Source organism: Kineococcus xinjiangensis, assembly GCF_002934625.1.
In the GTDB taxonomy this organism is placed as follows: domain Bacteria; phylum Actinomycetota; class Actinomycetes; order Actinomycetales; family Kineococcaceae; genus Kineococcus_A; species Kineococcus_A xinjiangensis.
This window is the reverse complement of sequence record NZ_PTJD01000009.1, coordinates 127974-140593: the sequence shown is the minus strand read 5'-3', so window position 1 is coordinate 140593 and position 12620 is coordinate 127974. Positions and strand designations below refer to the sequence as shown.

12 protein-coding genes are annotated in these 12620 nt (G+C 73.9%); 7 read left to right on the top strand and 5 right to left on the bottom strand.

The window, feature by feature from the left end; genetic code table 11:
- Positions 1 to 3: 3 nt before the first annotated feature.
- The 6 genes from yidD to CLV92_RS13515 all read left to right on the top strand — a co-directional run bounded on the left by yidD (position 4) and on the right by CLV92_RS13515 (position 6364).
- A complete protein-coding gene (yidD, locus tag CLV92_RS13540; protein WP_245886796.1) occupies positions 4 to 279 on the top strand; it encodes a membrane protein insertion efficiency factor YidD in 276 nt (91 codons plus the stop codon).
- Positions 280 to 396: 117 nt separating this feature from the next.
- Positions 397 to 1410, top strand: coding sequence for a membrane protein insertase YidC (yidC, locus tag CLV92_RS13535; protein ID WP_104433418.1), 1014 nt, complete (start codon positions 397 to 399; stop codon positions 1408 to 1410).
- A 116-nt stretch (positions 1411 to 1526) separates the two neighbouring features.
- On the top strand, positions 1527 to 2111 hold the full coding sequence (locus CLV92_RS13530) for a Jag family protein (RefSeq protein WP_104433417.1): 585 nt from the start codon (positions 1527 to 1529) through the stop codon (positions 2109 to 2111).
- A gap of 158 nt (positions 2112 to 2269) precedes the next feature.
- Positions 2270 to 2998 (top strand): 16S rRNA (guanine(527)-N(7))-methyltransferase RsmG, encoded by a 729-nt coding sequence (rsmG, locus tag CLV92_RS13525; protein WP_245886794.1) that lies wholly within the window; start codon positions 2270 to 2272, stop codon positions 2996 to 2998.
- A 763-nt stretch (positions 2999 to 3761) separates the two neighbouring features.
- Positions 3762 to 4973, top strand: coding sequence for a ParA family protein (locus CLV92_RS13520; protein ID WP_342762340.1), 1212 nt, complete (start codon positions 3762 to 3764; stop codon positions 4971 to 4973).
- Positions 4970 to 6364, top strand: a complete 1395-nt coding sequence (locus tag CLV92_RS13515; protein WP_245886792.1) for a ParB/RepB/Spo0J family partition protein — start codon at positions 4970 to 4972, stop codon at positions 6362 to 6364. The genes CLV92_RS13520 and CLV92_RS13515 overlap by 4 nt, the downstream gene beginning before the upstream one ends.
- A gap of 242 nt (positions 6365 to 6606) precedes the next feature.
- On the opposite strand, the gene CLV92_RS13510 is transcribed toward CLV92_RS13515, so the two are convergent.
- Both CLV92_RS13510 and CLV92_RS13505 read right to left on the bottom strand, forming a co-directional pair.
- A complete protein-coding gene (locus CLV92_RS13510) occupies positions 6607 to 7599 on the bottom strand; it encodes a D-alanine--D-alanine ligase family protein (RefSeq protein WP_104433413.1) in 993 nt (330 codons plus the stop codon).
- A complete protein-coding gene (locus CLV92_RS13505; protein WP_104433411.1) occupies positions 7596 to 9002 on the bottom strand; it encodes an aminotransferase-like domain-containing protein in 1407 nt (468 codons plus the stop codon). The genes CLV92_RS13510 and CLV92_RS13505 overlap by 4 nt, the downstream gene beginning before the upstream one ends.
- Positions 9003 to 9221: 219 nt before the next feature.
- Here CLV92_RS13505 and CLV92_RS13500 point away from each other — a divergent pair, with 219 nt between their 5' ends.
- Positions 9222 to 9893, top strand: a complete 672-nt coding sequence (locus tag CLV92_RS13500) for a GNAT family N-acetyltransferase (protein ID WP_104433409.1) — start codon at positions 9222 to 9224, stop codon at positions 9891 to 9893.
- Positions 9894 to 10027: 134 nt separating this feature from the next.
- Here the strand turns inward: CLV92_RS13500 and trxA are convergent, their stop codons facing one another.
- The 3 genes from trxA to CLV92_RS13485 form a co-directional block, all read right to left on the bottom strand.
- Complete coding sequence (trxA, locus tag CLV92_RS13495) at positions 10028 to 10354, bottom strand: thioredoxin (RefSeq protein ID WP_104433407.1); 327 nt, start codon at positions 10352 to 10354, stop codon at positions 10028 to 10030.
- Between the two features lie 71 nt (positions 10355 to 10425).
- Positions 10426 to 11454, bottom strand: coding sequence for a thioredoxin-disulfide reductase (gene trxB / locus CLV92_RS13490; RefSeq protein WP_104433405.1), 1029 nt, complete (start codon positions 11452 to 11454; stop codon positions 10426 to 10428).
- 136 nt (positions 11455 to 11590) lie between these two features.
- The gene (locus tag CLV92_RS13485) at positions 11591 to 12550 is read right to left on the bottom strand and encodes a hypothetical protein (protein WP_104433403.1); all 960 of its coding nucleotides are present in this window, start codon (positions 12548 to 12550) and stop codon (positions 11591 to 11593) included.
- Between the last annotated feature and the right edge of the window lie 70 nt (positions 12551 to 12620).

The window sequence follows — 12620 nt, the reverse complement described above, 5'->3', positions numbered from 1 at the left end:
ACCGTGGCTGACGCCCCCCGCCCACTGTGGCACCCCCTCCGCTGGCCCAGCCTCGGGCTCGTCGTCCTCGTGCGCGCCTACCAGCTCCTCCTGTCACCGATGCTCGGCCCGACGTGCCGCTTCTACCCCTCCTGCTCCGCGTACGCGGTCGAGGCGCTGCGCACCCGCGGCGCCCTGATGGGCACCTGGCTGACCGTGCGCCGCCTGTCGCGCTGCCATCCGTGGAACCCTGGAGGGGTGGACCCCGTTCCGCCGAGGGGTCGCCCCTCGCACCACTGAGCGGGCACCGGCGCACCAGCCGGTCCCCTCCCCTGCACGTCGCCCACCTCCCGGTCCCGGGATCGGCGCGATCGGCCGGAGCCCCCGGCACCGAGGAAACTGGAGGACTCGCCCCGGATGATCGACTTCTTCTTCAGCCTCATCAGACCGATTCAGTCGGTCGTCGCCTGGATCATGGTGAGGTTCCACGACCTCTTCACCGCCCTGGGCATGGACCCGGCGGGCGGTCCGGCGTGGGCGCTGTCCATCGTCGGTCTCGTCATCGTCGTCCGGATCGTGCTCATCCCGCTCTTCGTCAAGCAGATCAAGGCGATGCGCGGCATGCAGCTCATCCAGCCGGAGATGCGGAAGATCCAGCAGAAGTACAAGGGGAAGACGGACACCGCCAGCCGGCAGGCCATGCAGCAGGAGATGATGGCGCTGTACCGGGAGTCGGGGACCAACCCGATGGCCTCGTGCCTGCCGATCCTGCTGCAGATGCCGATCTTCCTGGCGCTCTTCTGGACGCTCAACGGCATCAAGAACGGCGAGGGCATCGGGGCGCTCACCGACACCCTGGCGGAGCAGGCGCGCGACGCGACCCTGTTCGGAGCTCCGCTGTCCGCCACCTTCTGGGCGAACATGAGCGACCTGCCGACGGTGCTCCTCACGGTCACCATGATCGTGCTGATGTCGCTGTCGCAGTTCATCACCCAGAAGCAGCTCATGGCGAAGAACACCTCCAGCGCCATGGACGAGAACAACCCCTTCGCGCAGCAGCAGAAGATGATGCTGTACCTGCTGCCGGTCATCTTCGCCGTCTCCGGCGTGCACTTCCCGATCGGTGTGCTGCTCTACTGGCTCACCACCAACTTCTGGTCCATGGGCCAGCAGTTCTACGTCATCCGGCGCATGCCGAGCCCCGGCTCCCTCGCGGAGAAGGAGCTGGAGCAGCGGAAGGCCCGCAAGGCCGCCCGCCGCGGCAAGCCGCTGGAGATGACCAAGTCCGACGTCGCCCCTGAGGCCGTCAGCGGAGCGGAGGCCGTGCCGCCCCCGCGCAAGAGCGGTCAGCGCCACCAGCCCAAGCGCGCCGAGCGCAACCGCCGCCCGCGCCCCGGCACCCCGCCGGCCAGCGGCGGATCCACGCGCTGACCGCGACCCACGAACCACGCGGGGCGTCCCACTTCCGGGGCGCCCCGCACGACGTGGCACCGGTGACGGCCGGTGCCTGTGAGGGCTTCCGCGAGGGAGCTCGTGAGGAGGAGCACATGGAGGAGACCACTGCTGAGGCGGCGGAGCCCACGGTCGAGGGTGGAGCGCCCGCGGCGGACGCCACCACGAACGGCTCGAAGGGGCGGCGCTCGGGCAGCATCTCGAAGCTCGAGGAGGAGGGCGACATCGCAGCCGACTACCTCGAGGAACTGCTGGACATCGCCGACCTGGACGGCGACATCGACATCGACATCGAGAACGGGCGCGCCTCGGTCGCCGTCGTCGCCGAGGGGAACTCGCACCGCAGGCTCCAGCGCCTCGTCGGCGAGGGCGGAGACGTGCTCGAGGCGCTGCAGGAGCTGACCCGCCTGGCCGTGCAGGCCCAGACGGGGGACCGCACCCGCCTCCTGCTGGACGTCGCCGGGTACCGGGCAGAGCGGCGAGCATCGCTCACCGCCCTCGCCACTGAGGCCTGCGAGCGGGTCAAGGCCTCCGGCACCGACACCCGCCTGGAGCCCATGCCCGCCTTCGAGCGCAAGGTGGTCCACGACGCCGTGGCCGCGGCCGGGCTCGAGAGCGAATCAGAGGGCGAAGAGCCCAAGCGCTACGTCGTCATCCTGGCGCCGACCAGCGGGGACTGACGGAGCGGTGAGCCGTGGCGGGCAGCACCGCCCGCTCTCGGTAGGCTCCGGGGGTGCTCGGCCCCGACTCCCCTGACCACCCGGCAGACACGGGGGGTGCTTCCGTTTCACGTGAAACGGAAGCACCCCCCGTTGTCGTTCCGTCCGTCGTTCCGCGCGTGTTCGGGGAGGCCGCCGAGCTCGCGCAGCGCTACGCGGACCTCCTCGCCACCGACGGTGTCACCCGAGGGCTCATCGGCCCCCGCGAGGTGCCCCGGCTGTGGGAGCGCCACATCCTCAACTGCGCCGGACTGCGCGAGGTCGTTCCCGAGGGCGCGTCCGTGCTCGACATCGGATCCGGCGCAGGCCTGCCCGGCATCCCCCTGACCCTCGCACGGCCGGACCTGATGGTGACGCTCCTCGAGCCACTGGAGCGCCGCTACCACTTCTTGCGCGAGGTCGTCTCGGAGCTGCAGCTGGGGGACCGCTGCCGGGTGGTGCGAGGACGAGCGGAGGACGTGCGGGGCGAACTGGCGGCGCAGGTCCTGACCGCCCGGGCCGTCGCACCCCTCGAGAAGCTGGCGGGCTGGGCCTTGCCGCTGACCACCACCAGCGGGGTGGTGCTCGCCATCAAGGGGCGGTCGGCCGACGAGGAGGTCGAGCAGGCGTGGCCCGCACTCCAGCGCTGGGGCGTCCCCGCGGTGCCCACCGTCGTGACGTGCGAGACGGGGGTTCCCGATGAAGACCTGACCGTCGTGCGCGTGGAACGGGGGACGGGCGCGCTGCGCCTGCCCACGGCGGGCGGCAAGCAGCGACCCGCATCGTCGGGCGGCAAGAAGTCCGGGCGCCGCGCAGCGGAGCCCGGCAGTGGTCGTGGAAGGGGAAGTGGAGCAGGTCGTGGTCGCTGACATCGGCGGAACCAGCAACGAGGTGCGCCTCAGCCCCGTCGGCTGGCAGGGGCTCGCGCACGGTTCGGGCACGAGCCCGGAGCCCGTCGGTTGGCGGGGGCTCGTTTCACGTGAAACCGACCGACCGACCGCTCAGGCGGACGTGAGTGACGCACGTGCTCGACTGACTCGGGAGGGGCGGGACGCCGACGCGGCGGGGGCGGCCCGCCCGGACGCCGTTTCACGTGAAACAAAGCTGGAGGAGGGCCCTGCGGGGGAGACGGGGGCGCCTGTGGGTGCCGCGCCCCTTGCTCCCTCGGCGACGCCAGGCCGCGACGCGGAGTCGGCCGTATCACGTGAAACGGGACCGAGTGAGGGATCCGTCCCGGAAGCGACGTCGACCCCGGGGCTGGTCCTCGAGGGCACCTCGGCGGCGACGACGCCAGGGGGTGTGGCAGGCGTGGCCGTTTCACGTGAAACGCTACCGGGCGCCACTACGACGTCAGAGTCGGCTGTCGCGCGGCCGACGACCTTGTCGCGCCCCGAGGTGTCGGCTTCACTCGCGAGCGGTGCAGCGGCACCCGTGGAACTCGCCGTTCCACGTGAAACGGGGTCGGGTCTGATCGCGGGGCCCGCGACCCAGAGCGCCTTCCTGTTCGACGACGAGAGCACGACTGCCACCGCCGTGCCGCCTGGCGCTGCCCGTGAGGCGACCCCGGAAGGTGTCTCTGGGGCAAGCGCCGGCGCACCCGTCACCGAAGAAAGCCTCATCGCGGAGGCCGAGATGCTCCCGCCCCCGCGCGACGACCACGGTCGCGTCGAGGCAGAGCTGCCCGTCCTCGTGGATGAATCGGCCGGGCCGTCGGAGGCGGCTGAGGTCGCGGAGCAGGCTGAGGCGCTGGCCTCCGTGCTGCGCACGGCGAAGCTCCGGGCGCGCGAGACCGACACCGAGGAGCCGCACCCGCCGATGGAGGAGCCCGCCGCCGACGTGCGCCCCGTGGACGACGCCGGACCCTCAGCCGCCGAGCACTTCCCCCGCCCGGACGAGACGCGCATCATCACGATCGCCAACCAGAAGGGCGGCGTGGGCAAGACCACCACCGCCGTGAACCTCGCCGCGGCACTCGCGGCTGCCGGCCTCAAGGTCCTCGTCCTCGATGTGGACCCGCAGGGCAACGCCTCCACGGCGCTCGGCATCGAGCACCACGAGGAGGTGCCCGGCGTCTACGAGGTGCTGGTGGAGGGCAAGCCGCTCGCCGAGGTCGTGCAGCGCTGCGAGGAGCCAGGGGACCTCTGGTGCGCCCCCGCCACCATCGACCTCGCCGGCGCCGAGATCGAGCTCGTCTCCATGGTGGCGCGGGAGTCGCGACTGTCCCGCGCGCTCACCGCCTACCTGCGGCAGGTCGAGCGCTCCGGTGCCGGTCGCATCGACTACGTCCTCATCGACTGTCCGCCGAGCCTGGGTCTCCTCACCATCAACGCCTTCGTGGCGGCGCCCGAGGTGCTCATCCCGATCCAGTGCGAGTACTACGCGCTCGAGGGTCTCACCCAGCTGCTGAGCAACATCGACCTCATCCGGCAGCACCTCAATCCGGACCTGCACGTCTCGACGATCCTCCTGACGATGTACGACGGGCGGACGCGGCTGGCGGCCCAGGTGGTCGAGGAGGTGCGCAGCCACTTCGGGGAGCAGGTGCTCGGCGCGCTCGTCCCGCGGTCGGTGCGCATCTCCGAGGCCCCCAGCCACGGCAAGTCGGTCATGGCCTACGACCCGAACTCCAGCGGCGCACTCGCCTACCTCGAGGCAGCACGGGAGCTCGCGGAGCGGGGCGCCACCCGACCGGACGACCTCGACGGTGTGGCGGCTGGCGATGCGAGCTCCCTCCATGCTGAGGTGGGCCCGGCAGCGAGGACGGCCCCCGACCCCTGGTCGCGGTGGACCGAAGGCACGGCGGGCCGTCGCGGGACGGGTGGCCACAGGGAAGGAACAGCGTGAGCGAGAAGCGTCGAGGTCTGGGCCGGGGATTGGGGGCGCTCATCCCCAACGCCCCGGTGGCGCCGCGGTCCGCGCCCGAGCGGGCCTCCCAGCCCCGACCCGTGGACGTCTTCTTCGACCAGCGCCTCGACGTGCCGGACGTGGAGCAGGAGGAGGCTCGCGGCCCCGAGGGCGCCGGGCGCTCCGTGTTCATGGCCCGGACCGGCGCCGGAGCGGTCCGTCGGGCACCGGAACGGGCGTCGTTTCACGTGGAACCACGGGACGAGCAGCAGACGCTGGACGAGATGAGCGCCCCCACGCCCGGCGAGGCCGCCCCCGTCGACCTCGTGCCGAGCCCTGTCCCGGCCCCCGCGGAGGAGCCGTCCGCCCCCTCCGGGGCCGACGCCACCCCCCAGGCCGACGCCACCCCCCAGGCCGACGCCACCTCCCACGGTGCCACCGAACGCGCGGACGGCGAGCCGGCGCAGGAGGCCGAGGAGGCGACCGTCGGTGCTGGTCCGGAGCCGGAGGCGCCCCTCGCGGCGCAGACCGATCCCGAGGGTCTGGTTCCCGTTCCCGGTGCCCGCTTCCTCGAGCTTCCCGTCACCGCGATCGTCCCGAACGCGCGCCAGCCGCGCACCGTGTTCGACGAGGACGAGCTGCGTGAACTCGTCCAGTCCGTCGCGACCGTCGGGGTCCTGCAGCCCGTCGTCGTGCGTCCCCTTCCCGAGGACGAGCGGCGCACCGGCGAGGCGACCTACGAACTCGTCATGGGTGAGCGCCGGTGGCGCGCCGCCACCGAGGCCGGGCTGGGCGTCGTGCCGGCCATCGTGCGTGACACCACCGATGACGACCTCCTCCGCGACGCGCTTCTGGAGAACCTCCACCGCAGCCAGCTGAACCCGCTGGAGGAGGCCGCCGCGTACGCGCAGCTCCTGGAGGACTTCGGCTGCACCCACGAGGAGCTGGCCGGGCGCATCGGCCGTTCCCGGCCGCAGATCAGCAACACGCTGCGCTTGCTGCGGCTGCCACCGCTGGTGCAGCGGCGCGTCGCGGCGGGCGTCCTGTCTGCAGGGCACGCTCGCGCCCTGCTGGCGCTCGACGACGGCGCAGCCATGGAGCGGCTGGCGCAGCGCGTCGTGGCCGAGGGCCTCTCCGTGCGCGCAGTGGAGGAGATCGTGACCCTGGGTGGGGGCCTGCCGCCCTCGCGGACCCAGCGCTCGGCCTCGGCGCCACCGCCGGAGCTGGAGAGCCGCGCCTCCCAGTTGGCCGACCGGCTCGACACCCGGGTGAAGATCACGATGGGGCGCTCGAAGGGCCGACTGACCATCGACTTCGCCGGGGCCGAGGACCTCGACCGCATCCTCGCGGTGCTCGCCGGAACGCCGGACTCCCGTCCCGCCACCTCCTGACGGACTCCCGCCCACGCCCCCTCCTGACGGGCTCCCGCCCACGCCCCTTCCGCGCGGAAACCCGCGCCGCCGGCACGCGGTCGGCGGGCCGGCGGGTGCCCGATGGTCGACGGCTCGGGCCGGTGCCTCAGGAGACTCTCGTCCGGCCCCGTCCCCGGCGGTCACCCCGTGCGGCCGCAGACCGGTGGGGACACGAGAGGGCGCTCACCGAAGGGTGAGCGCCCTCTGCCGTCGTGCAAGACTCAGGAAGCTGCCACAGCCGCCACTTCAGTCACATCAGCCACACCAGCCACGACGGGGCTGAGGGCAGCGTCCACCACGCGCCGGTACAGGTCCTCCAGGTCCAGGCCGGCTGCCACCGCACCCTGCGGCAGCAGCGACGTCTCCGTCATCCCCGGCGCCACGTTCGCCTCCAGGAACCACGGCGTGCCGTCCTCGCCGACGATGAAGTCGATGCGCGACAGGTGCCGCAACCCCAGCGCCTCGTGCGCCCGCTCAGCCGCCCGCGCCAGGCGGTCCGCCGTGGCCTCGTCCAGCCGGGCCGGTGAGAAGAACTCCACCGCCCCGGCGGTGTAGCGGGCCGTGTAGTCGTACGAACCGCCGTCCGCCACGATCTCCACCGCGGGCAGCGCACGGGGCGAGCCGTCCAGGTCCAGCACCGACACCGCCACCTCCGTCCCCGCGACGAAGTGCTGCAGCACCGCCGTCTCGCCGTACGCGAAGCACTCCACGACCGCCCGGGCCAGGTCGCCCGCCTCCCGCACGATGCTCATGCCCAGGGCGGAGCCACCGCGGGACGGCTTCACCACCAGCGGCAGGCCGAAGCGCTCCAGCGCCGCCTCCAGCACCACCGGTGCCCCGAGGTCGCGGAACAGCGCGTGCGGCAGCGCGATGCCCGGCGGCACCGCCAGCCCCGCCTGCTCCACCGTCGCCGCGGCCACCGGCTTGTCCCACGCCCTGCGGCACGCCGTGGGGCGGGTGCCGACGTAGGGCAGGCCCAGCAGCTCCAGGACGTCGCGGATCGAGCCGTCCTCGCCCACCGCGCCGTGCAGCACCGGCCACACCACGTCCGGGGCCTCCGCCCGCAGGGACGGGATGAGGCCCGCGTCGACGTCGAGGACGACCACCTCGCACCCGGCCTCGCGCAGTGCGTCCGCCACCCGGCGTCCCGAGCGCCGCGACACGTCCCGCTCGTGGCTGATGCCGCCGGCGAGGACGGCCACCCGGGGGCTCATGCGAGCTCCGGCCCGGGCGCGTCGCCGCTGCCGTGGTGCAGGTGTGGATGACCGTGCAGTGGTGTTCCGAACATGGCCTGAGTCTCCAACTCCGCCTGGACGACGCCCGCGAGGCGCCGCACGCCCTCCTGGATCCGCTCCGCCGTCGGGAAGCAGTACGACAGCCGCAGGTGCTGGCGGCCCTGGTCGTCGGCGTAGAAGGCCGTCCCCGGCACGTACGCCACCCGGGCCGTCACCGCCCTCGGCAGCATCGCCGTCGCGTCCAGGCCCTCCGGCAGCGTCACCCACACGTAGAAGCCGCCCTTGGGCTGCGTCCACGTCGTCATCGGCAGGTGCGTCGCCAGCGCCTGCAGGGTGGCGTCGCGGCGCTCCCGGTACAGCTCGCGGAAGGTCTTCACCTGGCCCTTCCAGTCGTAGGTGCTGAGGTACTCGGCGACGGCCAACTGCCCGAACGACGTCGGGCACAGCACCGACGCCTCCGCCGCCATCACCAGCTTCTCCCGCACCGCGTGCGGCGCGACCGCCCAGCCGAGGCGGAAGCCCGGAGCCAACGTCTTGGAGAACGAGCCCAGGTGGATGACCCCGTCGGCGTCCAGCGAGCGCATCGCCGGCAGCGGGTCGCCGTCGAAGCCCAGCAGCGCGTACGGGTCGTCCTCCAGCACGAGCAGCCCGTGGCGGCGCGCCACCTCCAGCACCTGCGGCCGGCGCGCGGCGGAGAGCGTCACCCCGGCCGGGTTGTGGTGGTTGGGGACCGTGTAGAGGAACTTCGCCCGCCTGCCCGCCGCCTCCAGCGCGACCAGCGCCTCCTCCAGCGCCTGCGGCTGCAGCCCGTCGGCGTCCAGCGGCACGTGCACCACGTCCGCCTGGTAGGAGCGGAACACGTTCAGCGCCCCGACGTAGCTGGGAGCCTCGGCCACCACCACGTCGCCGGGGTCGAGGAACACCCGTGCCACGAGGTCGAGGGCCTGCTGGGAGCCCGTGGTGACCACCACGTCCTCCGGGGAGGCGTGGATCTGCTGCTCCCGCATGACCTGCACGATCTGCTCCCGCAGCACCTCCTCGCCCTGGCCGGAGCCGTACTGCAGCGCGACCGCGCCGCGCTCGGCGATCAGGCGCTGCGCGATTCCGGCGATGACGTCGAGGGGCAGTGCCGGCAGGTACGGCATGCCACCGGCCAGCGAGACGACCTCGGGGCGGTTGGCGACCGCGAACAGGGCGCGGATCTCCGAGGCCGTCATGGACCGGGTCCGCTCGGCGTAGGAGGACAGCCACGGGTCGAGCCGCGTGCCCACGGCCGCCCGGCCCGCGCCGAGGGGGGCGCCGGCGGCGGCAGCGGCCACGGCCCCGGCGGCGGCAGCGGCCTCGGCTGCGCTCGGGTTCGCGGGACGCTGCGACTGGCTCATCGGTCCTCCTGTACTCGCCGGCGCTGACCGCCGGAACGGCTGGGGGCGGAGCGGGACACCTCCGGTGGCGTTCCTGCGTGCTCGCCGCCCCCTGTCTAGGATGCCTGTGCCGCCGCGGTCCGCGCACGGCCGTGCCCCGTGTCGCCCCTGCGGCCCCTCGGGCCGGGGTCGGCGGGCTCCGGTGGAACTGCCCTGGCGCAACGCGGGAGGAGCTCGTCGATGGGCCGGCGGATGGTCCCGCTCACGCTGGAGTCGCTGTCCGACCTGCCGCTGTCGAGCCGCCGCTGCGTGTTCTGGGAGCTGGACGCCGTGGCGGCGAAGCAGGCTGCGGACGCCGGCTACCCGGACTTCGAGAAGGAGGTCTGGTTCTCCACCGTCCTCCTGCAGTGGGGCTCCTGCGGCCGGCTGCTCTACGTCGACGACGAGCTGGCCGGGTTCGTGACCTACGCCCCGCCCGTGTTCTCCCCGCGGGCCGCGGGCTTCCCCACCTCCCCGGTCAGCGGGGACGCGGTCCTGCTCATGACGGGGTGGGTGGATCCGCGGCACCGCGGCGGCGGGCTGGCGCGGATGCTCGTGCAGGGGGTGGCGAAGGACCTCACGAAGCGGGGGTTCAAGGCGATCGAGGCGTTCGGGGTGGCGGCGCCGCCGGAGTCCGACCGGGAGGTGGCGCGCACGCCCGGCGGGCACGAGGGCGACTGCCTGCTGCCCGCGGACCTGCTGCTGGCGGTCGGGTTCACGACGGTGCGCCCGCACCACCGCTACCCCCGGCTGCGGCTGGAGCTGCGTTCCGCGCTCGCCTGGCGGGAGGACGTCGAGCAGGCCCTGGAGCGCCTCCTGGGGGCGGTGCGGATGCCGGCCCTGAGCGGGCTGGGGGCTCCACCGGCGCACTGAGGGGCACCGGGAGGCGCTCAGGGGCACCGGGGGCGCGGGGGAGGCGCAGGCGGGCCGTGGACCCCGGGTACGGCGAACGGCGCCGCCCGGGGAGGACGGCGCCGTTCGCCAGCGTCAGGCGCTCCTGACGAAGATCAGCCGATGTAGTCGGCCAGCTCACGCAGCAGCGCCGGCTTCGGCCGGGCGCCGATGATCGACTTCACGACCTCGCCGCCGGAGTACACGTTCAGCGTCGGGATGGACGTGACCCCGTAGCGGGCCGCGACCTGCGGGTTCTCGTCCGTGTTGATCTTCACGACCTGGATCTTCTCGCCGTGCTCGCCGGCGATCTCGTCCAGGATCGGCGCCACCTGGCGGCACGGGCCGCACCAGGGAGCCCAGAAGTCCACCAGGACCGGCTTGTCGGACTGCAGGACGACGCTGTCGAACGTGTCGTCGGTGACGGGCTGGGTCGCGCCCACGGGGGCCTCCTGTGTGGTCGGGTGTTCGGGTCGGGTGGGCGGCGGCCCGGTGCGGGCGCCGGCCGGGAGGATCAGAGGCTGAGCGGCTGCGGGCGGGGCACGGTGCCGCCGGACGCCGCCACCGGGTCGACGACCTCCTCGCGCGGGGGCTGCTGGGCCCAGGAGACCTGGTCCAGGTGGGCCAGGTAGCGCTCGGCGTCCAGGGCCGCCGCGCAGCCGGAGCCCGCGGCGGTGATCGCCTGCATGTAGTCGTGGTCGATGACGTCACCGCAGGCGAAGACGCCGTCGAGGTTGGTGCGGGAGCTGCGGCCCGCGACCTCGATGAAGCCCTCCGCGTCGACCTCGACCTGCCCGCGCACCAGCTCGCTGCGCGGGTCGTGGCCGATGGCGACGAACAGGCCGGTCGCGGGGACCTCCCGCTCCTCCCCGGTGACGGTGTCGCGCAGGCGCAGCCCCGTGACCTTGTCCTGCCCGAGGATCGCCGAGACCTCCGTGTTCAGCTCGAACCGGATCTTGTCGTTGCTCTGCGCCCGGTGCTGCATGATCCGCGAGGCGCGCAGCTCCGAGCGGCGGTGCACGATCGTCACCGAGCGCGCGAACTTCGTCAGGAACGTGGCCTCCTCCATCGCGGAGTCACCCCCGCCGACCACCACGATGTCCTGGTCGCGGAAGAAGAAGCCGTCGCAGGTCGCGCACCAGCTCACGCCGCGCCCCGAGAGGCGCTTCTCGTCCGGCAGGCCGAGCTCGCGGTACGCCGAGCCCATCGCGAGGATCACGGCCCGCGCCCGATGGGTCTCCCCGCCGCCGGTCACGACCTCCTTGACGTCACCGTCGAGGCGGACCTCCACGACGTCGTCGGTCACCAGGTCCGCGCCGAAGCGCTCCGCCTGGGCGCGCATGGCGTCCATCAGGTCCGGGCCCATGATCCCGTCGCGGAAGCCGGGGAAGTTCTCGACCTCGGTGGTGTTCATGAGCGCGCCGCCCGCCGTCACCGAGCCCTCGAAGACCAGGGGCTTCAGGTCGGCCCGGGCCGCGTAGAGGGCCGCCGTGTAGCCCGCAGGGCCGGAGCCGATGACGATCACGTTGCGGACGTCGTTCACGAAGAGAACTCCTCTGCCTGGGGCGGTCGGGCCGGCCGCTGCGGCGCCCCTGTCCGGGGTGCCGCTCACGCGCGACAACGGATCCTAGGCGGCTGCTGTTCCCGGCAGGACCGCTCCGGCGTCCCGGTGGGTGAGTTCACAGCGGCACGTCGAAGCGGGCCAGGGGTGGCTGCCCGGGCTCGCACTGCTGCGCCACCACGACCGCCTCGGCCGTCCCCCCCTGCCCGGGCAGGACGACGACGACGGCCGGTGCCCCCTGCCAGGAGGCCACGTCGACGGCCAGGGCGGCCTCCGTCGGCGCCCCCAGCGACTCCGCGCACCCCAGGGCGCGGGCGGCGAGGTCGGCGTCCTCCTGCACGCTGCTCTGCGGCCCCGTCTCGGGTCCCGGGGCGCTGGAGGCGGCGTCCGGCCCGGCGCCCTCCGCCCCCGTGGCGTCCTGGCTGAGGGAGTTGCGGTCCTGCGTCTCCTCGGCCGCCGACTCCTGCTCAGCCGTCGTCGCCGTCGGGGCGAGGAGGGCGGCGACCTGCGCGGCCGCCTCGGCCCGCGTGTACTCCGTGCCGCTGCGCGTGACCACGGCGCTCCCCGGGACGAGCGCCGTGTCGGCTGCCCCGGCCCCTCCCGCGTAGCTCTCGGGCACGTTCCCGCCGCTGGCGGGCGCGGACCCGGCCTCCATCGCGCCACCGCCCGTCAGGGGGCCGAGCTGGGTCACCGCCGCGCCCGCTCCGCCCACGACGAGCACCGCCGCCGCGGTCGAGAGCACCCGCCGCCACCGGCGGGACCGCGCCAGCCGGCGCTCGGTCAGGGAGACCACGGCGGCGCGCCGCTCCGCCCCGACGTCCTCGCCGGCCTCGTCCTCGCCGGCCACGCCCGGGCTCGCCACGTCCGGGGCCCGGACCTCCGCCGTGGCCCGCGCCAGGGCCGCGTCGACACGCGTGGCCACCTCGGCCGGCATCGGGCCCACGGGCGCCGCGGCGCGCAGCAGCGCCCGGATGCGCTCGGTGCCCGCCGCGTCGAGCTCGGGCGGCTCCACGTCCCCGTCCGGCGCGTCCTCGGCGGGCTCGTCGCGCGGGCCGACAGCCCCGGATCCGTCCGTCACCCTCGCCCCCCTCCGCCCGTCCGGCCGCTCGCGTCCGTCGCGCGGGCACCCGTCCCGCAGACCCGGCACG